General features: G+C 35.2%; 22 protein-coding genes. 4 read left to right on the top strand and 18 right to left on the bottom strand.

What is annotated here, in order from left to right:
* Nucleotides 1-10 precede the first annotated feature (10 nt).
* The 7 genes from porA to sdaAB all read right to left on the bottom strand — a co-directional run bounded on the left by porA (nt 11) and on the right by sdaAB (nt 6,218).
* Nucleotides 11-1,189, bottom strand: a complete 1,179-nt coding sequence (gene porA / locus JYK00_RS08345) for a pyruvate synthase subunit PorA (protein ID WP_266097016.1) — start codon at nt 1,187-1,189, stop codon at nt 11-13.
* Between the two features lie 13 nt (nt 1,190-1,202).
* Entirely contained in the window at nt 1,203-1,535 is a 333-nt protein-coding gene (locus JYK00_RS08340) for a 4Fe-4S binding protein (protein WP_207566446.1), read from the bottom strand.
* The gene (locus JYK00_RS08335; RefSeq protein ID WP_207566445.1) at nt 1,528-2,103 is read right to left on the bottom strand and encodes a 2-oxoacid:acceptor oxidoreductase family protein; all 576 of its coding nucleotides are present in this window, start codon (nt 2,101-2,103) and stop codon (nt 1,528-1,530) included. The genes JYK00_RS08340 and JYK00_RS08335 overlap by 8 nt, the downstream gene beginning before the upstream one ends.
* Before the next feature lie 25 nt (nt 2,104-2,128).
* Nucleotides 2,129-3,736, bottom strand: a complete 1,608-nt coding sequence (locus JYK00_RS08330) for a glycoside hydrolase family 57 protein (RefSeq protein WP_207566444.1) — start codon at nt 3,734-3,736, stop codon at nt 2,129-2,131.
* A gap of 3 nt (nt 3,737-3,739) precedes the next feature.
* Nucleotides 3,740-4,546 carry a DUF4912 domain-containing protein gene (locus tag JYK00_RS08325; protein WP_207566443.1) on the bottom strand — a complete coding sequence of 269 codons (807 nt, stop codon included), beginning with the start codon at nt 4,544-4,546 and terminating at the stop codon, nt 3,740-3,742.
* A 158-nt stretch (nt 4,547-4,704) separates the two neighbouring features.
* Complete coding sequence (gene sdaAA / locus JYK00_RS08320; RefSeq protein ID WP_207566442.1) at nt 4,705-5,571, bottom strand: L-serine ammonia-lyase, iron-sulfur-dependent, subunit alpha; 867 nt, start codon at nt 5,569-5,571, stop codon at nt 4,705-4,707.
* Entirely contained in the window at nt 5,571-6,218 is a 648-nt protein-coding gene (sdaAB, locus tag JYK00_RS08315; protein ID WP_207566441.1) for an L-serine ammonia-lyase, iron-sulfur-dependent subunit beta, read from the bottom strand. Before sdaAB ends, sdaAA begins: the two co-directional genes overlap by 1 nt.
* Nucleotides 6,219-6,430: 212 nt before the next feature.
* On the opposite strand from sdaAB, the gene JYK00_RS08310 reads away from it, so the two are divergent.
* Nucleotides 6,431-7,669: a DUF1015 domain-containing protein gene (locus JYK00_RS08310; protein WP_207566440.1), complete on the top strand. Its 1,239-nt coding sequence runs from the start codon at nt 6,431-6,433 to the stop codon at nt 7,667-7,669.
* A 36-nt stretch (nt 7,670-7,705) separates the two neighbouring features.
* On the opposite strand, the gene JYK00_RS08305 is transcribed toward JYK00_RS08310, so the two are convergent.
* Nucleotides 7,706-8,902 (bottom strand): L-cysteine desulfidase family protein, encoded by a 1,197-nt coding sequence (locus JYK00_RS08305; protein WP_207566439.1) that lies wholly within the window; start codon nt 8,900-8,902, stop codon nt 7,706-7,708.
* A 27-nt stretch (nt 8,903-8,929) separates the two neighbouring features.
* A complete protein-coding gene (locus JYK00_RS08300) occupies nt 8,930-10,201 on the bottom strand; it encodes an HD domain-containing phosphohydrolase (RefSeq protein WP_207566438.1) in 1,272 nt (423 codons plus the stop codon).
* Nucleotides 10,202-10,381: 180 nt separating this feature from the next.
* Between JYK00_RS08300 and JYK00_RS08295 the strand changes: the two genes are divergently transcribed.
* Nucleotides 10,382-11,974 carry a methyl-accepting chemotaxis protein gene (locus JYK00_RS08295; RefSeq protein ID WP_207566437.1) on the top strand — a complete coding sequence of 531 codons (1,593 nt, stop codon included), beginning with the start codon at nt 10,382-10,384 and terminating at the stop codon, nt 11,972-11,974.
* A gap of 4 nt (nt 11,975-11,978) precedes the next feature.
* Here JYK00_RS08295 and JYK00_RS08290 read toward each other — a convergent pair whose 3' ends face one another.
* From JYK00_RS08290 to JYK00_RS08250, 9 genes are all read right to left on the bottom strand, one after another.
* Nucleotides 11,979-12,731: a TIGR03915 family putative DNA repair protein gene (locus tag JYK00_RS08290; RefSeq protein WP_207566436.1), complete on the bottom strand. Its 753-nt coding sequence runs from the start codon at nt 12,729-12,731 to the stop codon at nt 11,979-11,981.
* Between the two features lie 5 nt (nt 12,732-12,736).
* Nucleotides 12,737-13,972 carry a putative DNA modification/repair radical SAM protein gene (locus JYK00_RS08285; RefSeq protein ID WP_207566435.1) on the bottom strand — a complete coding sequence of 412 codons (1,236 nt, stop codon included), beginning with the start codon at nt 13,970-13,972 and terminating at the stop codon, nt 12,737-12,739.
* A 457-nt stretch (nt 13,973-14,429) separates the two neighbouring features.
* The gene (locus JYK00_RS08280) at nt 14,430-15,407 is read right to left on the bottom strand and encodes an NAD(P)H-dependent glycerol-3-phosphate dehydrogenase (RefSeq protein WP_207566434.1); all 978 of its coding nucleotides are present in this window, start codon (nt 15,405-15,407) and stop codon (nt 14,430-14,432) included.
* Nucleotides 15,404-16,348, bottom strand: coding sequence for a tRNA (guanosine(46)-N7)-methyltransferase TrmB (gene trmB, locus JYK00_RS08275; protein ID WP_207566433.1), 945 nt, complete (start codon nt 16,346-16,348; stop codon nt 15,404-15,406). Before trmB ends, JYK00_RS08280 begins: the two co-directional genes overlap by 4 nt.
* A gap of 2 nt (nt 16,349-16,350) precedes the next feature.
* Nucleotides 16,351-17,562 carry a tetratricopeptide repeat protein gene (locus tag JYK00_RS08270; protein WP_207566432.1) on the bottom strand — a complete coding sequence of 404 codons (1,212 nt, stop codon included), beginning with the start codon at nt 17,560-17,562 and terminating at the stop codon, nt 16,351-16,353.
* A complete protein-coding gene (locus JYK00_RS08265; RefSeq protein ID WP_207566431.1) occupies nt 17,559-19,073 on the bottom strand; it encodes an NAD(P)H-hydrate dehydratase in 1,515 nt (504 codons plus the stop codon). The genes JYK00_RS08270 and JYK00_RS08265 overlap by 4 nt, the downstream gene beginning before the upstream one ends.
* 6 nt (nt 19,074-19,079) lie before the next feature.
* Nucleotides 19,080-19,541 (bottom strand): lytic transglycosylase domain-containing protein, encoded by a 462-nt coding sequence (locus JYK00_RS08260; protein WP_207566430.1) that lies wholly within the window; start codon nt 19,539-19,541, stop codon nt 19,080-19,082.
* Between the two features lie 32 nt (nt 19,542-19,573).
* A complete protein-coding gene (locus tag JYK00_RS08255) occupies nt 19,574-20,263 on the bottom strand; it encodes a prepilin peptidase (RefSeq protein WP_207566429.1) in 690 nt (229 codons plus the stop codon).
* Nucleotides 20,248-21,312, bottom strand: coding sequence for a tetratricopeptide repeat protein (locus JYK00_RS08250; protein ID WP_207566428.1), 1,065 nt, complete (start codon nt 21,310-21,312; stop codon nt 20,248-20,250). The genes JYK00_RS08255 and JYK00_RS08250 overlap by 16 nt, the downstream gene beginning before the upstream one ends.
* A gap of 181 nt (nt 21,313-21,493) precedes the next feature.
* Between JYK00_RS08250 and JYK00_RS08245 the strand changes: the two genes are divergently transcribed.
* Both JYK00_RS08245 and rd read left to right on the top strand, forming a co-directional pair.
* Nucleotides 21,494-22,855, top strand: coding sequence for a Do family serine endopeptidase (locus JYK00_RS08245; RefSeq protein ID WP_207566427.1), 1,362 nt, complete (start codon nt 21,494-21,496; stop codon nt 22,853-22,855).
* 53 nt (nt 22,856-22,908) lie between these two features.
* Nucleotides 22,909-23,067 (top strand): rubredoxin, encoded by a 159-nt coding sequence (gene rd, locus JYK00_RS08240; protein WP_456119865.1) that lies wholly within the window; start codon nt 22,909-22,911, stop codon nt 23,065-23,067.
* Nucleotides 23,068-23,104: the final 37 nt, after the last annotated feature.

Raw genomic sequence — 23,104 nt, 5'->3', positions numbered from 1 at the left:
TTACACCTCCTTATTCTCTGAGTCCCAGGTATCTTTCTTCATCTGCTATAAGGTTACCTTCGAACGCATCTTCAAATGCTTTTCTTATATCCTCAACTTTTATATCCCTTCCACCGAGTCCATAAACGTAGCTTCCAATTTGTGGTCTTACCGCAGCTTCATATAAAGCACTTTTTACAGCTTCATAAAGCGGTGCTTCAGCTCCAAATGAGGCAGCTCTGTCAAGAACAATTACAGCTTTACGTCCGTTTAAAATTTCCTGAAGTTCTTCTTTTGGGAATGGTCTGAAGACCCAGGGCTTAACAAGACCAACTTTGTGTCCCTCTTCTCTTAAAAGGTCAACAGTGTATTTTATGGTTCCAGCAGTAGATCCGAGCGCAATCATAATATATTCAGCGTCATCTGTTTTGTATTTCTCTATAATATCGTATTTTCTTCCGGAAATTTTCTCGAATTCTTTGGCAACCTGTTTGAACACATGTTTCACGTGTTTCATGGCTTCTATCTGCTGGCGTTTGTGTTCAAAATAATAGTCGTATAGATCAAGTGGACCATATGTAACGGGATTATTCAGGTCAAGGAGTGGGTATTTTACTATAGGTTTTCCTACAAACTTTTTAGCAGCTTCATCATCTATAAAATCCACCACTTCAACTCCGTGTGAAATTATAAAACCATCAAGATTAACCATCACTGGAAGTCTTACATCTTCATGTTCGCCTATTTTTATAGCCATAAGTGTAAAATCATAGGCTTCCTGTGCATTTTCTGCCCATAATTGAATCCATCCAGAATCTCTTTCTGCCATAGCATCACTGTGATCACAGTGGATGTTTATTGGACCGGAAAGAGCTCTATTGGCAACTGGCATAACAATAGGAAGTCTCAAAGATGCTGCTATGTAAACAATTTCATGCATGAGCGCAAGTCCATTTGCAGCAGTTGCAGTCATTGCACGAGCGCCTGATGCTGCTGCTCCAACAACAGCACTCATTGCACTATGCTCACTTTCAACAGGGATCATTTCTGTATCTGCAAGTCCGTCTGCTACGTATTGAGCAAAATATTCAACAATTGGTGTTTGTGGTGTGATGGGATACGCTGCAACCACATCGGGATTTATTTGACGCATGGCATTAGCCACAGCTTGTGCACCTGTAACAGCCTGTCTGTTTTTTACTTCTGGCACGTCATACACCTCCTCATTCCTGGAATTCCGTTTCGGGTTTCATGATAATGGCTCTCTTGTCTACAGGGAGTTTATCGTTGGTTTTTGGACAGACATTTGCACAAAGTCCACAGCCTTTACAATAATCGTAATTGTAACCTTTCATTTTTGGTTTTCCATCAACTATTTCTATTACAATCGCCTGATCAGGACAATACAACCAGCACATCATACAATGTATACAATTTTCAATCTGGTGAACAGGTCTGATAACTCTCCAGGTACCTGTTTTATATTCTTTTGCAGTGGCAGGTTTATCAATAATACCACCTATTGGAACTTCTTTCCATCCTTTTAGTTCAGGCACTGCAGTTCACCTCCTCAAAACCTCGACGTAGAGCCCTAATGTTAGCTTCAACTATTTCTTCAGAAAATTTCTTCCCAAATGTTTTTCTTATTCTTTCTTCAGCACTTTCAAGTGTAATGACTCCTGTAACTTTTGCTATAGCGCCAAGCATAACAGTATTTGGAATACCTTTCCCGAATTCTTCAAGGGCAATATCTGTAGCAGGTATTGTGCATACCTTACCTTTGAAACCAGTTTTTGCTCGTACAAAATCTTCTCCTCTAACAGTGTTTACAATTAAGACGCTATCATCTTTCATACCTGATACTATATCTGGATTTCCTAAAAGTGTGTCATCAATAACAATTACGACATCGGGATTTTCCACAGAACTATGAACAAGGATAGGTTCATCTGACACTCTGTTAAAAGCCTTCATTGGTGCGCCTGTTCTTTCAGCACCATATTCCGGGAAAGATTGAACATATTTTCCCATTTCAAGCGCTGCTTCAGCGAACATCTGAGATGCGCTTTTAGCACCCTGGCCTGCTCTTGCGTGCCATCTCAGTTCAAAATATTTTGCCGGCACTTTTATCCCTCCTTACCGAGATTTGTTAGGTTTTTAGGTACATAGTATAATCAATTTCCGGGAATATATCGTCAACCCATTCATAATGTGAAAGTCTTCCCATATCTATTTTACCACTCTTTACCATATCGTACAAATCTAAAAAACGTTTCACATGTGTTTTAGTTCTGTTAACAGCATAATCCACACTGGTCTGAGTCGTCATAATGAAGGCCCAGTCACTTGATTGGGCAAGAAGCAATTCTCTTGCCATCTGGCACAATGTTCTTCTTATTTTTGGGTTGGTGTTTTCAGGAACGGGATAAATTTTCGCAACTTCTGTCATTTTTTCAACCAGTTCATGAAGATGAGGATATATCCAGTCGTTACTTCCATTAAGCCAGACTTCATTGTAACCGTTTGCTCCCCAGGTAGAAGCCGCTGGCGTTACTATCTGAACTTTTTCAGTAATGTCAACAACATCGCACGCTTTTAAAGCGCGAACTTTTGAGCTTTCAGAGACATAGCGCATAAATTCTTCCAGAAACACTGGCCCTTCATACCACCAATGGCCAAATAATTCCGCATCAAATGGTGCTACTATAACCGGTTCAAGGCCCTCGAAAAGTTTCATTAAACGTGAAACCTGACTTTCTTTTTTTCTTAAAAAATCCCGAGCATGCTCTCTGGCAGCTGTCTTTGCCGCATCTATATCGTAATAATCTTTCATATTAAGAGGAACATCTTTTCCAGTGATTCTATGATACTTTATACCAGTGTTTGTTCTTGTTCCAATAGGATCGATGTATGGTTTTATATAGTCAAACTCTCTATCAAAACCAATATCTCTGTAAAATTCTCTATATCTTGAATCACCGGGATAACCTATTTGAGAACTCCAGACCTGCTCGCTGCTTTTAGGATCTCTTGCGAAAACAAAAACATTGCTCGGTGTAATAACCGGTCTGTAGACGCCATAACGAGGCCTTTCGTCTGCATACCATAATCCGTGAGAATCTACAAAAAAGTATTCAATACCATACTCTGCAAGGTATTTATCAAGTCCTGGAAAATAAGCACACTCTGCCAGCCAGATACCACGTGGTTTTCGTCCAATGTGTTTCTCATAAGTTTTTATTCCCTGCTCGATTTGCGCGCGAATTGCCTGGGGATATTGTTCCATAAATGGTAGAAAACCGTGCGTAGCATTACAGGTAATAATGTCAAGATAATTTTTGTCTAAATACTCTTTAAAACCGTTAAGTATATTGTTCTGGTATATATCTTTAAATATGTAAAGAATTTTCTGAAAATCCTCATAATAAAATTTTGCCATTTTATGTTTAAGGGGATGTTCAGATTTTGTTCGTTCAATTTCTTTGCGGGCAAGATCTATCATTAATTCCATGTGTTCAACATATTTATTTTGAAGTTCTTTATTGGCCAGCATTTCCATGAGGGGTGGAGTTATGGACATTGTGAGCCTGAATTTCTTGCCTTCGCTTTCTAATTTTCTGAACATTCTAAGAAGTGGTATGTAAGTTTCTGTTATAGCCTCAAATAACCAGTGTTCCTCCAGAAAATAATTATACTCTGGATGATGAATATATGGCAGGTGCGCGTGGAGCACAAAAACAATATTTCCCTTTGGCATATTTTATATCCCCCTTCCACTTCGTAATATACTGATCAATTGCCACAACATTCCTTCACCTGAAACAGCCTGGTGAATTATTTCTCTGTTTATACCAAACATTGATCCTGCAACATGTTCAATCTCTTTTATGACAGGACCTTGAGATGGTGTGACTATTTTTCTCTTTTTTCTTATATCAAGCCATCTTTCCCTGGAGCTTGGACTCGGGGAATTTGCCGGGGTTTTGCAAACATTTGAACGAAGCAGGGGGACAAATCTTCTATCTTTAGTAATGTATCCTAATTCGGCTAAATAGTTTGCATCTGGCATTGGAACATTAAAGTAATAATTTTTTGTTTTTCTTACATCAACAATTAATTCGAATGTTCTATGTGCGTTGTTACCATCGAATCGAATGTAAGTCACGTCGTAAATTCGAAGGGCCGTTCTTGAACCATATGGTAAATCTGATAAAATTTTTTGTGTTCTAATGGAAAAATCCCAGTAAATATGAATCCAGTTAGGATTCACAGGCATGAGAATAAGTTTGTCTTTGCCGTAAGTTTCCGGGAGAGTAATTTCTTTTCTTTCTAAAGGCTTGATTTCTTTTTCGTAGGAAGGTTTTATCTGTGATGAAGAGGAAGAGGGACTTTTTTCTCTGTTTTCTAACTCTTCAATGTACTGCTCAAAAAGTTTTATAACTTCTCTTTTTTTCATCATTCGTTTCACTCTTAAACCTAAATCTTTTGCCATTTTTTTAAGTTCCTGGATTGTGGGATTGGTATTCAACCAATCTTTTAGTTGTGTAACTTCGTTCTTTTTTGACATATTAAGTTCCCCCTTTCAAAGAACCTTGATGTTATAAAAAATGTTACAACACTTTCACCAAAAATTATAACATATTGAAAATATGTTGTAAATGAATGTAATATACTATATTCGATGGTTAATCGTCTATATTTTCTTATATTTAAGTGTTATTGTTGTTAGTTGCTGAAATGTCTTATGCTTTCAATTAGTCTTCTGGCAGTAGGAGTTGCAGCAATACCACCTTCACCAGTTTCTCGAAGAGACTCAGGGAGTGATTTTCCAACTATTCTCATGGCATCAACCACTTCATCCAGTGGGATTTTACTTTCAATATTTGCTAAAGCCATTTCAGCAGATGAAATGGCAACATTAACAGCATTTCCATTTCTCTTTACACATGGAACTTCTACAAAACCTCCAACTGGATCACACACAAGTCCCATAAGAGATTTCAAGGCTAAAGATGCAGCGTGACCTGCTTTTACACCATCTCTGGACACATAATAAACAAGCCCGGCTGCGGCCATTGCCGTTGCCGTTCCTATTTCAGCCTGACAGCCTCCTGCTGCACCAGAAATGGTGGCTTTTTTTGCAATTATATTTCCCACTCCACCTGAAACTATAAATGCTGGTAAAAGTTTTTCTGTTTTTTCTTTAAATTCTTTTTTTAAAGCGTAAAAAATACCAGGTATAATGCCGGAAGCCCCTGCAGTTGGGCATGCTACTATTTTTCCCATAGCAGCGTTACTTTCTGATATTGAAAGAGCTGTTGTTGTTGCGATATAATTAAATCTTCCGAAATATGTAGGACTTGTATTTGCAAGTTTATAAGCGTTATTTCCAGTAAGGTTTGTCAGAGTCTCCTGCTTTTTTCCAAATTGCTTTTCTGCTTCTTCCATCATTATGGAAAGCAAATTTAGAAGCTCTTTTTTTATAATTTCTGGATCATCTCCTGTTTCAAGCATTTCTGCTGTTAGTATAACTTCGTGAAATGGCATTTCTGATGATTTCCAGAATTCAATCAACTCTTTCCATGTGTTCATTAAATATCCCTCCTGATGAAGTAACATTCATAAATATATGGTAGTTTTTTGATGTGTGAAAGGTCTTTGATGGGTTCATCAAGTTCTATTATGGTTAATGCCCTTTCTAAAAGTGCGTTGATTCTTCTTAGATATAGATTGGCAACGTTAACATTTATTTTTTCGAGTATTTTTTCTAATATACCCGGGGCGTCTTTGTTTACTATTATTAATGTGTCGTAATCCCATGATAGTTCACATGCCACTGAATCTATAAATGTTATTTTTATTGCTCCTCCTCCAATTGACGCGCCCTCTATTTCATGGGTTATGCCCGATTTATATGTCTTTATTCTTACAGTATTTGGGTGAACGTCGCCCAAATCTTCGAACACAAAGCGGTATTTTATCCCCGTTTTATCTGCTATTTTGTATGCCTCTTTTATTTTGGGATCGTCCTGTTTTAGTCCCATAATACCCGCAAGTAATGCTCTATCAGTACCATGACCTTTGTACGTTTTTGAAAATGAACCGTGCAGGACGAATTCTACATTTTCCGGGATTCCTTCAGAAAGTTTGTGTGCGAACCTTGCAATTCTCAGGGCTCCAAGAGTGTGCGAACTGGATGGGCCAACCATCGCTGGTCCCATAACATTTAATAATCCCATAGTATCTCCTCCAATTATTCAAATAATTTCATGTTGATTTTAGCACAGTTTTTGTATTAAGTCTCTGGAAATTTTAGAATAGTTGCGTGAAAAAATGTGTAAAAGCGTTAAAGAAACAAATTTTAAAACAATTAGTTTAAATCGATGTTGTATCTTTCATTTGCCTGTGTTAAAATCACCGTGGAAAATCAGTTCAAAGAAGGAGGGATATGATGGTAGTAAGACCTTTCAAAGGTTTAAGACCACGTGAAGATATGGTTGAAAAAGTGGCTGCGAAACCTTATGATGTGGTAACAACTGAAGAAGCCAGAAAAGAGGCTGAAAAGAATCCGTATACGTTTTATCGGGTGACGCGTCCGGAGATAAATTTTGATAGTGAAGTTGATACTCAATCTGATGAGGTTATTTTGAAAGGAAAAGAAATTCTTGAAATGTTTCAAAAAGAAGGTGTAATGATACTTGAAGATAAACCTGCATTCTATATATACAGAGAAACTATGGGAGATTATTCGCAAATAGGAATATATGCAACGTTTTCTACAAAGGAATATCAGGAAGGAAAAATAAAAAAGCATGAGTTAACAAGAAAGGATAAAGAAGATGAAAGAGCAAAACATGTTCAGCTTTTAAAGGCTCATGCTGGACCGGTGTTTTTAATGTATAGAGCAAAACCAGAAGTTGATGAGCTTATAATCAAGCATACGGAAAAAACACCGGTTTACGATTATACTGATGATTCAGGAGTTCATCATACCTTGTGGGTTGTAAAAGATGAAAATGAAGTCAAGGAGATTGAAGAAGCTTTCAAAAATATAAACGCATTCTACATTGCAGATGGTCATCACAGAGCAGCAGCTGCCGCACGAGCTGCCGAGGCTTTTGCTAAAGAAAACCCAGGGCATACAGGTAAAGAAGAGTATAACTATTTTCTTGCAGTTTTATTTCCTCACAATCAATTGAACATACTTGATTACAATAGAGTAGTGAAAGATTTAAATGGTCTTGGTGAAGAAGAGTTTATAGAAAAACTGAAAGAAAAATTCCTGATAGAAGATGCTCCAGAGTCTCCTTATAAACCTCAGACAAAGCACGAATTTGGTATGTATCTAAGCGGAAAATGGTATAAACTAACGGCTAAAAAGGGTACATACGATGAAAACGATGTGGTTTCGTCACTTGATGTATCGATTCTTCAGGAGAATCTTTTGAAACCAATTCTTGGTATAGAAAATCCAAGAACTGATAAAAGAATTAGTTTTGTTGGAGGAATAAAGGGAGTAAAAGAGTTGCAGAGACTTGTGGACAATGGAGAGTTTAAAGTAGCTTTCTCTATGTATCCAACTTCAATAGAAGAATTACTTGCGGTTGCAGATGAAGGAAAGATAATGCCTCCAAAATCAACCTGGTTTGAACCAAAGTTGAAAAGTGGGTTAGTTGTTCATTTGATTTGAAGTTAAATTGAAAAAGCGGGGCAGTCCCCGCTTTTTTTAACATTTTCCTATGTAATCCAGAACATCGTTGTCAAACTGTTTAACTGACAGAGTTAGTTTCTCAACTCTATCTATAGTTTCTTCGACGTTTTTTGCAACAATTCCATTTCCACATGGGACATTTATCCCGGCTAATGCTAATCTGGCGCTCTGAAGCGCAACAAATGTTCCTGTTCCTGCTTTTAAAGCACATCCACGTTTGGCACCGTCACATGTTAAACCAAAAAGTGTTCCAAGTGTGTCGTTTATTGCATTTTTTATCTGTTCTTTTGTGCCATTATTCAAATATGTAAGGCCTGCAGCTGCTCCGGCAGCGGAAATAACCCCTGCTCCACAAATGGGAGTTAGAAGTCCAGTGTGGGCTTTTATATAAATAGTGGTAAGTATGCTGAGAAGAACAGCTTTTATAATTTTTATTCTGGGAAAATTTTCAATTTCAGAAGCTACTGGAAGGATGCACGATAACCCCTGGTTACCACTTCCAGCTACAGTCATAACAGGCATAAGTGCGCCATCCATTCTCGCTTCAATGCCTGCCTCAACGAATTTGATATTATTGTTTGGTGCAATTTTGGAGAAACTATTGTGATTTTCCAATCCAAATTTTGCTATGTTAAGATTCATCTCTATTGCTTTTTCAACATGTTTGATAACGTCTTCTTCAGGATTTTCTATGTAACCTATAATGTCATCTAAGGTGTACTGTTTGATTTTCTCCAGCAAGGTTCCGTTGTTTTTGAAGGGTTTATCTAAGATTTGTTTTCCTTCAACTTCTATGTGAACAATATTATCATGTTTTCCTTTGACTGTGACTCTAACGGTATTTTCTCCTTTTAATGTGACATCTATTGAAAGAGTGGGACTTTCTTTTGCGATTGAAACATTAAACTTTTTGACGTGCTTTTTGGCTTCTAAAGTACAATTTTTATCAACGTGTTTTAATACTTCAAGACCAAGTTCTGGATTTCCGCAAATGTATGCTAAAGCCCCGGCAATTTCCAGTCCCGAAAAATGTGTTCCTGGTATAGTAACTACAAGACCATTTTTGTATGTGTTTTTGTCCAGGGTTATATAAGCTTCTTTTAATTCGCCTTTTAAGTATTTTTTTCCAGTTGCAACTGCAAGGGCTACTGCTATTGGTTCAGTACATCCATAAGCGGGCCTCACCTGATCAAAAAATATGTCTTTTAACATGTAATACCCCCTTTATTCTCTGGGATGTTAAATAATACTTCTGGAGATTCTATAAATTGTTTCAAATTGTTCTTCGAAAATGTCCCTTATTACATTTTTAAATGATGCGCTTTGAAAATTTTGCTCTGCTTTAGCAATATTTTTAAGTTCGTTGAAAATCCTTTTATCCAGCTTACCGGAATCTACTTCTGATTTAATTATATCCAGAGCTTCTTTATAATGTAAAGCTTTTTTATACGGTCTGTTCTCTATTAAGGCTGCGTAAACATCAGCAACCTGTAATATTCTCTGGTATATACTCATTTGCTCACCTTTTAATTTTTGAGGATATCCCGAACCATCGAGCCTTTCATGATGGGCGTAACAAATGTCTGCTATAAATTCTATATTGGAATCTATAAGGATATCATAGGTGTCAACAACATGTTTTTTCATTAATAACCATTCTTCTTCTGTAAGCCTGTCTTTTTTATGGAGTAATTTTAACGGGACTTTTAATTTGCCCAAGTCGTGAAAATATCCTGCAACTTTCATTAATTTTCCATCAAAACTTCCCAGCATGTTTTCTCCTATTTTTTGCGATATTGAAGATACAAGAAATACATGATTTCTTGTTATGAAACTTCTTGTTCCCTGAATTAAAGAAATAATTTTAGCAAACCTTATAGCCTGCTCCATACTGAGTTTTTTGTTAAAATCTCCAAAAATTTCGAAATGTGGGTCATTTTCAATTAATGTTTCTATAAGTCTGTAATTTCGCAATAACTCTCTGGCAATTTTTTTAAGATATTCTGGAACTTTTTCGTTGTCTATTTTTTTCCAGGTCTGTGGAAGAATAGTTGCATAGTCTTCGTAACTTTTTATTAAAGAAAACTTTCTTGATATCATATCCGATAATTTAAGGATACTTCCTATTAATCGCTCTTTGTTAACATCTGAAAAATTTGCGTGATGGAAAAGTATCCCTTTTACTTCTTCCTCTTTAAATAGTCCTGTTTGTTTTAACAAATGATAGGAAACTACCGGATGGATTCTTTTGAGTTCAAACGTGTCTATGATATTTTCTATATTTTTATTATCCTGCAAAAATATGTGGTAAGCGTCTTTTTCAAGATCTCTTAATAAAAATCCAATATCGTGAGCAAGGCCAAGAATATAGACGTTTTCATGGTTTAAACCTAATTCTTTTGCAATAAGTGATGAGATTTTGGCCACCTGAAAAGAATGCAGAACAAAGTTTTCATACTCATTGTGCCCGATTTTTTGAAAAATTGATATAAAGTTGTTTAACTTTAACATAATTAACAAGCTCCTTTACCTGTCAATTTTTGCGAGTTTCTTTGTTGTATTTTTAAATGTTTCATTTAAGATTATAGCATGTTATGCTGATGTAAAAAACACTTTAGATTACTGGATGCATGTTATAATAAATACTAAGAAAGTGTAAGAATTAAAGCCGGTAAAAGGAGGTGTCTGGACATGAGTTTAAAAGTGAAATTTCTTTTGCTGGCCCTGATACCTCTTTTGATTTTATTTGGTGTTGGTATGTTTTCTGGGATTTTTATGAACAGGAACAATCATGATGTTTTAGTTGCTATTAAAGAATATGAGGTTGCAGTTGATGCTCTTGATAAACTTTCAGAGCTTCAATCAAGTGTAAAAGCTTATGTAAATGGTGCTGAAAATTTTGAAGAACTGGATAATCTTTTTTTTGATTTAAAAAAGGTGGCAGATAAGATTTCTTCTTTAAAAAAGAACATGGATTTACTTGCAGAAAACATAAAAGAAATCAAATATGGAAACAGTAACGTTGTTTCAAATCTGGAGCAATTGACAGAAAATGTGAAAAGAGATATTCTTTCAAACCTTGAGCAAAAAAGGTTGAAACTTGAAAACACGGTAAATTATACTGGTTCATTAATTAGAGTTACGTTGTTTATAGTTCCAGTAGCTATTGTTGTACTTTCTGGAATTGGTGTTGTAATACTTGTTTCTAAAATTTTGAAAATGCTTTCTCCTGTGATGATCGCGTCAAGGTCTTTGAGAGCAAATGATTTGACAGTTGATATAAAATCAGTCAGAGCGAAAGATGAGTTGGGGATTCTTTTAAATGAATTTAAGGCTTCTATTGAATATCTTCGTGGCAATCTTAAAGAAGTGCAGGAAGAAGCTGTAGGTGTGTCTGAGAGTATTGAGGAGATATCAATTGCCAGTGAATCTGTCTCAGAACAGACTGAGAACATTGTTGAAGAGCTTGATAAAATATCGTCAAGAATCCAGGCTATATCCGCTTCTATTCAGGAAACTACAGCTGGTTCTGAGGAGATAAGTTCTGCAACAAGGCATATAGCTAACAATGCTCAGGATTCAGCACTGTTTGCAGAGCAAAGCACAAATCTTGCGAAAGATGCGGGGGAAATTTTGAAATCTGTTATAAATATAACAAGAAAAATATCAGATTCAGCAAAAGATGTTGAAAGAGTGGTTGATAGTTTCAATAGAGGAGCCCAGGATATAACGCAATTCATTGAAACAATCAATGCAATAGCAGAACAAACAAATCTTCTCGCGTTAAACGCTGCAATAGAGGCGGCAAGAGCTGGAGAGGCTGGCAAGGGCTTTGCTGTGGTAGCAGATGAGATAAGAAAACTGGCTGAAGAGAGTAAAATTGCGTCAGAAAAGATAAAAGAAGTAGTGGATGAAATAGGAGGAATAGCAAAGGAAGCGCAGAATGTTTCTCAGGAAATTACCGCTCAGGTTGAAGAGGGTACAAAACTAACCGATGTGGCAGATAAAAAACTTGATGAGATAATAGGGGCAATTGAGAAAATTAACGAAATGTTGCAAAATATAGCAGCATCAGTGGAAGAACAAACGGCGGCTGTGGATGAGATATCAACTGCTATGACAGAAAATGCAAAAAGTGTTGAAGAAATTAATGTCAGCATACATACAATTGGTGGAGCGCTTCAGGAAACGAGTAGCAGTATTGAAGAAATAACAACGCAGGTGAAAAACATAAGGGATAACGCTGTAAAACTTAAAGACATAGTTTTAAGGTATAAAATCTAAAAAATTAAAGTTCTGTCAGATATTTCCAGTATCTTAAGGGCATATACTGACGTTGTAATTTAAGATTTTTTCGTTCTTTTATGGTAACAGAATTAAAATACTCTTTCCATAGTTTTTGAAAGAAAACTTCGTCATGTGGAAGTTGCTCTTTTTTCAAAACCGGGATGTCTGAAGAAAATTTTAACAGAGTAGATGCTGTGTCTTTATTGTAAAATAAAGCAATATTTCTTCTCAGATCATGAATTATCCAGTTTTGCGTGGGGAAGCGTTTAACAAAATGATTTCGAAGTAATGGAATGATATTGTGGTCAGGTTCGAAGGGTGCATAATAAAGCTCATTTGAAATTTTTCGAAACCTCAGTAGCCCGGTAAACTTGTGGGCTTCTTTTTTTACTTTGTGTAGTACCCTTTTTAATTTTATGACACAGTCTTTTTTTATAAACATTTCTGCGTTTTTATTTAAATTTATACATAGAAAAAAGTATTTTACAATAGTTGCTTCTATGTTTTCCATATCAGAAAGATAGCCTAAAAAAATATTTTTTAAGACATTCAGATCAGTTTTTTGAATAATGAGGTTAACGACGAATTTTGAATCTTTTTGGTTTGTTTTTATCTCTTTGTGAATCTCAAAAATATCAAAAAATCCCGGTGAGCATTCTTTGTATATAAAATCCGGTAAAATTTTTTGTTTGTAACAATAGGAAATCAACGACAAAAGTCCCGCAAAAGTTCCGTCATAGGTGAAAATTTTCATAATCATCACCTTTCAATAAAGTTATATGAGAATAAAGGCATTTTATTTTTACCTGTTAATTCTTCTCTTATTCTTTCCGGGCTTAGTGGTGTGTTTTCCAAATATTTTCCATGGCATGTTATAAAATATTTTGCTCTTTTTAAAACAACCCCAATATTTTTAAGTTCTTCGAAAGAAATTCGAGAATATTTTCGAGCCTTAATTATTATTCTGGCTGATTTGATGCCTATTCCCGGAACTCTCAATAATTCTTCGTAACTTGCTTTTGTAATTTCTAAAGGAAAGTATTGATAATTTCTAAGAGCCCATGTGGTTTTTGGATCAAGATCTTCATCTAAAAATTGCTCAGATTCATTCAGTATTTCATTGACAGAAAATTTGTACAATCTCAGCAGAAAATCTGCCTGGTATAATCTATTTTCCCTTTTTAAAGGCGGAGTGGTTTTTGGAAGTCTGCTGTCTTTTGTTACAGGAACAAAAGCTGAATAATAAACTCTTTTCAAATGGATATTTTTATACATTTTTTCTGCAAGTTTTAAAATCTGGAAATCGCTTTCAGAAGAAGCACCAACTATCAACTGTGTAGTTTGACCTGCCGGGGAAAAAAGAGGAACTTTTTTGTACTTTTTTCTTTCTTCAATGTTTGAAAGTATATTTTTTCCAACAAAATTCATCGGTTTTATAATATTTTCTTTTTTCTTTTGAGGAGCGAGTAATTTCAGGCTTTTTTCACTTGGTAGCTCAATGTTTACGCTTAATCTATCAGCATACAGTCCCGCTTCTTTTATTAATTTTAAATCAGCTCCAGGAATGATTTTTAAATGTATATATCCATTGAATTTTTCCTCAATTCTAAGTTTTTTTATTACCCGCAACATTTGCTCCATTGTATAATCCGGATTTCTAAAGATAGCCGAACTCAGAAAAAGACCTTCAATGTAATTTCTTTTGTAAAAGTTTACTGTGAGGTTAACAAGTTCGTCGATTTTAAATGTTGCTCTTTTTGTATTATTTGATACTCTGTTAATACAGTAAGCGCAATCGTAAATGCATATGTTTGAAAAAAGAACTTTTAAAAGAGATATGCATCTACCATCACTTGTCCAGCTATGACAGATTCCATTTATGGAGGTATTACCGACACCATTTTTTTGCCTTTTTCCTGTGCTACCACTTGAAGAACAGGTTACATCGTACTTTGCTGCCGAAGAAAGTATTTTCAGTTTCTCTATAAGGTCCATACAAACGACCTCCTATATACATATGTATAGTATCATATTATGATTTTACTATTTTTAAGTGGAATTATGCATTTCAAAAAAATTAAGATTGTGTTAATGATTGGCGAGCTTGGCGAGGGCGGCTCCCACTCATGTCATTCCGAACCCGAAGGGTGAGGAATCTTATAACTTGCGAGGTTAGCGAGAGTTGGCGAGAGTTAGCGAGGTTGGTAAAAAACAAGATCCTTCGCTACGCTCAGGATGACAAAAAAAAGAAAATGTCATTCCGAGGGGCGGGCAGGCGAAGAATCTTATAATCGGCAAGGTTTGTCTTGATGAACATAGTGACGAAGGATCTTGCGAGAGTTAGTAAAAAGAATAAGATCCTTCGTCGCTGACGCTCCTCAGGATGACAGAAAACAGCGAGAGTTAGCGAGGTTGGCAAGATTGGTGAACTTAGTAAAATTAGCAAGCACTGTCATACATACCATTCGTTTTTGAGAGGACGTGACATAAGGCTTATCATCGATTCCTTTGGAGTTTTTCCTCTGTATATTATTTCGTATACTTCTTTTGAAATGGGCATATCTATTTTTAATCTTTTTGCAATTTTCATTACAGCATCAACGGTATACATACCTTCGGCTATCATACGAGTTTGTGAAAGTATCTCTTTTATGTTTTTACCTTTGGCTATTTGTTCGCCAAGCCATCTGTTTCGACTGTGTTTACTATTACATGTGACCATTAAATCACCAATCCCGGAAAGTCCCATAAAGGTTTCGTGTTTAGCTCCAAAGGCTTTTCCAAATTTAATCATCTCGTATAGAGCTCTGGTCATTAAAGCAGCTTTGGCATTGTCCCAGTTCCCAAGTCCGTCGAGAATCCCAGCAGCAATTGCCATAATATTTTTTAATGCTCCAGCAAGTTCAACGCCTGTAACATCTGAAGATGTGTATACTCTAAAGAAGTCATTGCTTATGTCTTTTTGTAAGCTTTCTGCATATTCTCCCGCAATAGTAACTGCTGTCGGGATTTTTTGAACTACCTCTTCAGCGTGTGAAGGTCCCGAAAGAACCGCGTAAGAAACATTATCAAAGAATTCATAAATTATCTCAGAGACACGTTTACCGGTGGAAATTTCTATCCCTTTTGAAAGATTAAGTATAATTTTAGAATCTATTTTGTGTTTGTCAATTTGCTTTAAAATATTCCTTAAATGCTGGACAGGAATCGCTATTATTATAACGTCTGAGTATGAAATGCATTCGTTTAAATCTGTGGAACAAAAAACATTAATATTTGTCTGTGGTAAATAGGGAGAAAATTTTTCTTCATTTATTTTTTTGCAAATTTCTTTACGTCGAGCCCAGAGTATTACACTCTTTCCGTTATTGTGCAACATGTTTGAGAAGGCGGTTCCCCAGCTTCCTGAGCCTAAAACGCAGTATTTCAAGAAAGCACCTCCATTAATTTTTTTACTGACCATTTTACAGCAGGAGTTCTATATGGATTTGAAGTGCTATCTAACTTAATTACCCAGGTACTATCCGGGTTATCGAATTCCTGGGGGTATGCTACTAAAAAGTAGTGCTGAGAGAAACTATCATCTGAGGAAATTACTTTCAATATATGTGCGTTTCCATCGAGTGATTTATAAATTCCTTTAACTACAAATGACATTTTTTCTTTTTTAAACACAGAATTTACTATAGAGTAAAATTTTTCCGGATTTATTTTGCCAGTTGAATGAGGCATTTCATGCACACCTCCTATTAATCTTTCGACAGGTTCATAACTTTTCTTTTCGATAATTAAGCGATAAATATTCCGACCGTATTTGAGCCATTTTGTTTCGTACCTGGTCATTACGCGTCTTTCTGGATTTTTTTCGATTTTATATACCTTAAAATTTCCATTGGAAAAAGCGTTTTCCTGAGCTTCTTCTGCGTACCATTTTTCATCTGTCATAAGTTCAAATGTTCCGCCGACTTTTAAGACTGCTGCCAGGGTTCTAAAAAAGTCTGCGACAATAATTCTTCGACGTGCATGTGATTTTTTGTGCCATGGTACTGGAAAATTCATAATAATGTGTTCTATTGAGTTGTCGTGAAAGAGCTCTCTTAAACCAAATCGTGCATCGCATAATATTATTCTGGCGTTTTTAATATTCGTTTTTGCTAATTTTTTTTGCGCTTTTATCATCGAAGTTATTGAAAGTTCAAAACCTATATAATTTACGCTTTGATTTTTTTGACAATATTTTTCCATGTATTCTCCGTTCCCAAAACCCAGCTCCACGTGTAGTGGGTTATCGTTTTCGAATATATGTTTCCATTCTAATGGAAGATATGGTTCAAGTTGTGGCTTAATCTCAAATTTTGAAAAAATTTTCATATCTACCCTCCCAATTTATTGATGAAATAGTGAGCGTGTGGAGTGTATAAACTATCTGGAAATCTTAATACAAAATCTTTAAAAAGGATATAGGCATTTTCTATATCTCCCATTTCGTAATATATAAGTGCTCTATAATAAAAGGCATCATCGATAAAGTAAAGATTTAAACCACTTGAAGATTCTATAACTTTATCAATAAGCTCAAGAGCAAGTTTGTAATTTTTTATTTTGTAGTATTGATAACCTAATAACCAGAAAACTCTGAGCATTTGTGTATTTCTCGGCGTTGGTAAGAATTTTTCTAATTCTGTTGGAGTGGGGGGTGTTAATGAAACCTGCAATTTCATGTTTTTAACATTTCTTTCCAGGTTTGAAATGGAGAGAGATAATTCTACGACTCTTTCTGATAAAGAATTTAATAGAAACTTTTGGTCTGATAGTTTTTTATTAAATTCTGCAAATTGATTGTTTATGACATTTTCAAGTTTTTCTGTTGAAAACGTGGTTTTTATGGTATTTTCCATATCTGATTTTAGATCATCCATTTTTGTTGTAACAAGTGTTTTTAAAGAGTCCATCTTGTTACTTACAATAGCCGTTTTATTTGAAAGTTCCGTTTCTAAGTAATCCAGGTTGGCTTTCACATTGGTTATTTCCTTATTTAAACTCAAAATGATAGGGTTGAAAAGAGCAATCAAACTTATTGTTATAATAACGATTAAGAGACTCATAATTACTATATTTGGTTTAGAATCCGTTTCCTTTTTTAAAAGTCCAGGATGAGTTTTATCTATTTGTTCAAGAATTTTTGATAATTCTTTTGCCCTTTTTTTGTCTCCTTTTCTTCGTGCTGCTTCTAATTCTAATGCAATCGCTTCTACAACTTCGGGAAATTCTTTTTTTAACTCTTCAAGAAGAATAACAGAAGATGTGTAATTTTCGGAACTTATGGTTTCTATAACAGTCTCAAAATCTTCAGTTGGAAAGTTTTCAGCCTTTTTTTCATAATCCTGAACATTGTATAATGTTTTGTAGTTTTCTGGAAGTTTTTTGTAAATTTCCATGGCGGTTTTATAGTTTCCAGCGGCAATTTCTACTTCAAATTTTAAAAATGGATATTCTGATTCAACAATGCTTACAATATTTCTCGCAAGAGTAATCTCTCTCTTTTTTATAAGGTCTCTAACAAAATGTACTAATAGGTCATTCATGAGACCACCTCCCTGATTGCTTGTGGAATTAAATCCAGAATTTCTGTTATTTTGTTTCTGCCTTCAAAGTCATACAATTCTGCTGCTCGTCCAAGAATATAGCTTGCCGCGATGGTACTGTCAAGCAAACTTCCCCCCTGAGAAATAAATCCCGCTATTAATCCACTCAATATATCTCCACTTCCCCCTTTGGAAAGAGAAGTGTTTCCTGTTATGTTGAAATAAACATTTTTTCCGTTGGTAATTATAGTCGTAACATCCTTTAGAGCCAGTATTGTATGATATTTTATGGCTATTTCCTCTGCCAGGATATAATTATATTTTACTTTTTCCACGCTGAGGTTTTCAAAACGTGCTAACTCACCAGGATGAGGTGTAAGAACAATATTTTGTTTCGAACCTAATATATCTTTGAAATTTGATAAATGGTACAAACCGTCTGCATCAATTACCATAGGAACACTTAAATTTTGAAGCACCTTTTTTACAAAATCTTCAGTTTCTTTTTCCCTGCCAAGGCCAGGTCCCAGAACTATTACAGTTTTTTTATCGACAAATCTTAAAAGATAGTCGAAAGCCTTTTCGGTTAAGTAATTATCATTAAAAGGACAGGCGATAATACCTGGTTCAAATTGTACAGCGTTGTAAACAACTTTTTCAGGTCCAAATAAATAAACAAGCCCGGCTCCAGCTCTTATTGCTCCTAACGCACTTAAAAGCGGTGCACCTATGTAATTTGGTGAACCGCCTACAATTATAACTTTTCCAAAGGTACCTTTGTTGCTTTCTCTAAGTCTTTCAGGAATTTTTATGGTATTGGGAGTGATTAAAAAGCGGTCACTTGGAAGTATGTCCTGCAAAGCGCGCGGAATACCTATTTTGGCTATTTTTAATTTTCCAGTAAGTTTGCGTCCAGGAAACAGTATATGGCCAACTTTTGGAAACTCAAACGTTACAGTAAGATCAGCTTTAACCGCGGCGCCCAGGATTTTTCCAGTGTCGGCAGAAATTCCTGAAGGCAAATCTACAGAGACAGTATATTTTGAATATAAATTAACAAGATCTATTATTTCATTGTAAGGTGAGGTTACTGGTTTCGATAAACCGGTTCCAAATATTGCATCCACAACGACGTCGTAATTTTCTATTAGTTGAGCTATATCATCATAATTCATATTCTGGATATACATAACCTCTCCACCAACATTTTTAAATAATTCAAGATTTTTTCTGTTATCATCAGAAAGCTTTTCAGATGAATCAAATAGCAGAACTTTTACAGCTTCGGTAAAGTTTAAAAGTTCGCGAGCAATTACTAAACCATCGCCACCATTGTTTCCTTTCCCACAAATGATTAAAAAGGATTGGTTTGATAGATTTCCTAATTCCCTCCAGAGCGCTTCCACAACAGAAATTCCCGCTCGTTCCATTAACACTAACGATGGAATTCCTATATTCTTTATTGTTTTTTCATCGAGTTTTTTCATTTCGGAGGCTGTTACAACTCGCATGTTTATTCATCTCCTATACAGAATTTTGTATATGGTATAAGCTCTTTTGATTTTGTGTAAATACCGCATTCCAGCGCTTTTTTTAATATCTTCTCTGGCATACGGTCCAGTGTTATAAGAGATCAGAGCTTTATCTAAATTTTCATATTTTTCTAAAAGATATTCCAAGTATAATATTCCAAGTGCGATGTTCCCTTCTGTATCAAGGTAATCAAAATCTGTACCGAAAAAATCATTGATCCACTTTGCTGTCGAAGGCATAATTTGCATTATTCCAACTGCTCCAAGAGGAGAAATAGCTTCCTGTCTAAAATTACTTTCCACATGCATGACACTTTGAATAAGTAATGGATCAATGTTTTTCGTGTGATTTATCACTACATCATAATACATAATAGGAAATGTTTTAACAAGTAAATACATTCCTATATATAAAAATAAAATAATGAAAAGAATCCAGATGCGCATAACATCACCTTTTTATATTTTAACACATAGGACTATACATGTAATCCAAACATTAGAATATAACCGGATAAAGCAATAAATGGCCCAAATGGGATCATCTTTTTTCCTGAAAAGATCGTGTAGACAATACCACTTATCGAGGCAATCAACATCAGGTATATTCCCCATGGGAACCCTACGAGGAAGACAAAAGATGGCATTAAAAGAACGTCTCCCATTCCAATTCCTTCTTTGTAAAGTATCTTAAGAATTAATAGTATAAAAAAAATAAAAGATGCCAGAAGCATATTGAGGAGAAAATGTTTGTTTATCAAAGAATATATCACAGCAATTAACAATATTGATATCCATGCAAAATCTGGAATCAACATTTTTGAAAAGTCTATATATACAACAGCTATGGTAATGAAAATTACAACATTTAATATTCCGGCAATTAGTGGCTGGAAAATGATAGAGTGTATTAAAAAGGCAATTCCAAGTGTAAGTTCAATAGTTGGGTAGCGCTTTGAAATAGATACACCACAGTATCTACATTTTCCTTTGAGCAGAACATAACTTAATACGGGTATGTTGTCGTACCATTTTAAGGTAGTACCGCAGTTAGGACAAAAGGAACGTGGAGGGTTCCATAGTTTAATTCCCTCCACGCTCCTGTATAAAATAACATTCAAAAAACTTCCAAATATTAAGCCAGCTATGAAATTTAGGCTATACCACAAAGTTCCTTCTCCTTTTTGGTTAAAAATTGATCGAATATTTCTTTTTTACTGTAAGCATACCAGAAATCATTATCTTTCACTTCTTCGAACAATTGTCTTGCTTTTGTGATATCTCCTAACTTTGTGTATGGCACTATCAGTAAAGTTTTAAGATGAAAGGCTTCTTTTTTCTGGTTAATTAAAGGTTCTATTACCTTTATAACTCTTTCGTATCTCTCGTATTTTAATTGAACACGAGCCCAGATTTCTATGCCATTTGGATCTTTTGGTTCAGAGTTTAGAATTTCCATTTCTATTTTTTTCGCTTCATTTTCTTTTCCTATTTTTCGATATAATTCTGCAAGTTCGTACATTGCAATTATATTAGCATTGTCAATTTCAAGTAGTCTATTTAAAATTTCAATAGCTTTTTGGTATTCTCCAGCTCGTGTAAAGGCATCTGCCACCATGAAATAGGTGAAAATATCGTTTGGAGCGTATTCAATCTCTTTTTCCCAGTACTTTATCGCCATATTGTAATTTCCCATATTGTAGAAAACCTCGCCCAGGGTTGAGTAAGCCTGAACGAGCCAGGGATCTATTTCAATTGCCCTGTCAAGATACTTTATTCCTTCAGTAACTTTTCCCTGTTCCACAAGCAATGTTCCAAGAAATTCATAAGCTGGGGCATAATTCCTGTCAATTTTTATAGCATATTCCAGTATATCTTTGGCATCGCCAAATAAAGACTTGTCTGCGTATTCTATGGCTAAATCATACAAACCATCTGGCGTGGCGTTTTGCATGATTTTCCAATCGATGTTATTTTCTGTTAAAAAGCTTCTGAGTTCAGACCAGATAATTGGTTCATAAAAAGTTTCATCTAAAATCGCCACGTTTTTTTCTAAAAATTTTAGAGAATTTATTTGTTTTAAGTATTCACCTTTCTGGAAATCTTTTTCCATTCTTTCCCATGCACCACCATAAAACAAATCCCTTAACATAATAAAAAATGGAGTTTCTTCGGTAATTATTATCGATTCATTTTTGATTATCATTTCGACCTTCATAGCTATCACCTCCGAAAATGCAATGTTACTTTTCATTTACATTATAACATATAATGTAAAAAATGAAAACAACACTTTAGAACTCAAGATGCTAAAATACTGTCAAATAATACGGAAAATGGATTTAATTAACGTTAAAACTATTTTATATATATTTAGCAAAACACAGGAGGTGAAAACGATGAAAAAGCATCTGGCAATGTTCTTTGTCGTAATTTTAGGAATTGTTTTGTTTGCATATGTAAATCCTGACTATGAAAGTCCTATTGTTAATGTGGTTGAAGAGGCGGCGCCTGCTGTTGTAAAAATCGAAGCAACAGTTTATTCAGCAACATATATTGATCCGTTTATCCAGGATTTCTTTAAAAGATGGTTTGGAGATATTCCAAAGCAGTATCAACAAAGAGGTACGAGTTTAGGTTCAGGATTCATCTTTGATAAAGAAGGGTACATTTTAACCAATCAACACGTTGTAGATGGAGCAGAAAACATAAAAGTCACTTTGCTCGATGGGACCACGTATGAAGCGGAATATATAGGAGGAGATAAAGAATTAGACATAGCTATAATTAAAATAAAAAATAGAAACGCTGAACTTCCAACTCTGGAACTTGGTGATTCTGCAAGTTTGAAAATAGGTGAATGGGCAATAGCTATTGGTAATCCTCTTGGTTTTCAGCATACAGTAACTGTTGGAGTTATTTCAGCTGTTGGGAGAAAGATTCCAAAACCTGACAACAGCGGGTATTATACGAATTTAATTCAGACAGATGCGGCTATAAATCCTGGAAACAGTGGAGGACCACTTCTAAATATCCACGGCCAGGTAATAGGAATAAATACAGCTATAATTGCTCCTTCTGAAGCAATGAATATAGGTTTTGCTATTCCAATTAATACAGCAAAAAGGTTTATAGACAGTATTATCAAAACTGGAAAGGCGCAAAAAGCTTATCTTGGAATTTATATGCAAACTGTAACGGCGGAATTGAGAAAAGCACTTGGCTTGAAAGTTGAAAAAGGTGTCTTTGTAACTCAGGTAATAAAAAACTCTCCTGCAGAAAAGATAGGTATAAAAGCTGGTGATGTAATTATAAGAGTGGAAAATCTATCTGTATCAAGTGCAAGTGAACTTGCATCAATAATTCATAACTATACTCCTGGCTCAAAAGTTAAGATAGTGGTTAATAGGAAAGGAAAAGAGTTAGAATTCAATGTAGTGTTAGGTTCTGCTGAAAAAGTTGAAAAAGAAACGTTACAGGCGACAAAATTTGCAGGGCTGCAGGTTGCTGAGATCTCGCTCGGTGATAGAGAAACGTATCAAATTCCCGAAACAGTTAGAGGAGTAATTGTAAAAGAATCAAGCAACGCATACATAGAGAAAGGTTATGTTATATTCAGGATAGCAGTAAATGGAAAAAGTTACGATATCAATTCTGTAAATGATTGGAACAATGTTGTGCGAAAAGTTAAAAAAGGAAATTACGTTGCTATATTTTACTATTTTAAAGGAGCAACGGGGATATTCTCTTTTGGTTATTAAAAAAACATTTATGATATAATTTTATTGCAGTTTACAAAATTGGGGGTGTTATTGTGAAGTACAAATGTACAGTTTGTGGATACATTTATGACCCAGAAGTGGGAGATCCAGATAACGGTGTTGAAGCGGGGACAGCTTTTGAAGACCTTCCAGAAGATTGGGTTTGTCCTGTATGTGGTGTAGATAAAAGTATGTTTGAACCTATTGAATAATTGTTAAAAGTGTTGAATGAAAGAATTTATTGACAAA

Origin of the sequence: Thermosipho ferrireducens (assembly GCF_017358165.1) — a bacterium.
Taxonomy (GTDB): Bacteria; Thermotogota; Thermotogae; order Thermotogales; family Fervidobacteriaceae; genus Thermosipho_B; species Thermosipho_B ferrireducens.
The sequence above is the reverse complement of the archived record's forward strand: the minus strand, read 5'-3'. Positions and strand labels throughout refer to the sequence as shown.

Bases quoted from the DNA above. Each gene is read 5' to 3' on its own strand.
- JYK00_RS08330 (WP_207566444.1), bottom strand. From the start codon at position 3,736: ATGCCAAAGGGAAATATTGTTTTTGTGCTCCACGCGCACCTGCCATAT.
- JYK00_RS08325 (WP_207566443.1), bottom strand. From the start codon at position 4,546: ATGTCAAAAAAGAACGAAGTTACACAACTAAAAGATTGGTTGAATACC.
- sdaAA (WP_207566442.1), bottom strand. From the start codon at position 5,571: ATGAACACATGGAAAGAGTTGATTGAATTCTGGAAATCATCAGAAATG.
- sdaAB (WP_207566441.1), bottom strand. From the start codon at position 6,218: ATGGGATTATTAAATGTTATGGGACCAGCGATGGTTGGCCCATCCAGT.
- JYK00_RS08310 (WP_207566440.1), top strand. From the start codon at position 6,431: ATGGTAGTAAGACCTTTCAAAGGTTTAAGACCACGTGAAGATATGGTT.
- JYK00_RS08305 (WP_207566439.1), bottom strand. From the start codon at position 8,902: ATGTTAAAAGACATATTTTTTGATCAGGTGAGGCCCGCTTATGGATGT.
- JYK00_RS08300 (WP_207566438.1), bottom strand. From the start codon at position 10,201: ATGTTAAAGTTAAACAACTTTATATCAATTTTTCAAAAAATCGGGCAC.
- JYK00_RS08295 (WP_207566437.1), top strand. From the start codon at position 10,382: ATGAGTTTAAAAGTGAAATTTCTTTTGCTGGCCCTGATACCTCTTTTG.
- JYK00_RS08290 (WP_207566436.1), bottom strand. From the start codon at position 12,731: ATGAAAATTTTCACCTATGACGGAACTTTTGCGGGACTTTTGTCGTTG.
- JYK00_RS08285 (WP_207566435.1), bottom strand. From the start codon at position 13,972: ATGGACCTTATAGAGAAACTGAAAATACTTTCTTCGGCAGCAAAGTAC.
- trmB (WP_207566433.1), bottom strand. From the start codon at position 16,348: ATGAAAATTTTTTCAAAATTTGAGATTAAGCCACAACTTGAACCATAT.
- JYK00_RS08270 (WP_207566432.1), bottom strand. From the start codon at position 17,562: ATGAATGACCTATTAGTACATTTTGTTAGAGACCTTATAAAAAAGAGA.
- JYK00_RS08265 (WP_207566431.1), bottom strand. From the start codon at position 19,073: ATGCGAGTTGTAACAGCCTCCGAAATGAAAAAACTCGATGAAAAAACA.
- JYK00_RS08260 (WP_207566430.1), bottom strand. From the start codon at position 19,541: ATGCGCATCTGGATTCTTTTCATTATTTTATTTTTATATATAGGAATG.
- JYK00_RS08250 (WP_207566428.1), bottom strand. From the start codon at position 21,312: ATGAAGGTCGAAATGATAATCAAAAATGAATCGATAATAATTACCGAA.
- JYK00_RS08245 (WP_207566427.1), top strand. From the start codon at position 21,494: ATGAAAAAGCATCTGGCAATGTTCTTTGTCGTAATTTTAGGAATTGTT.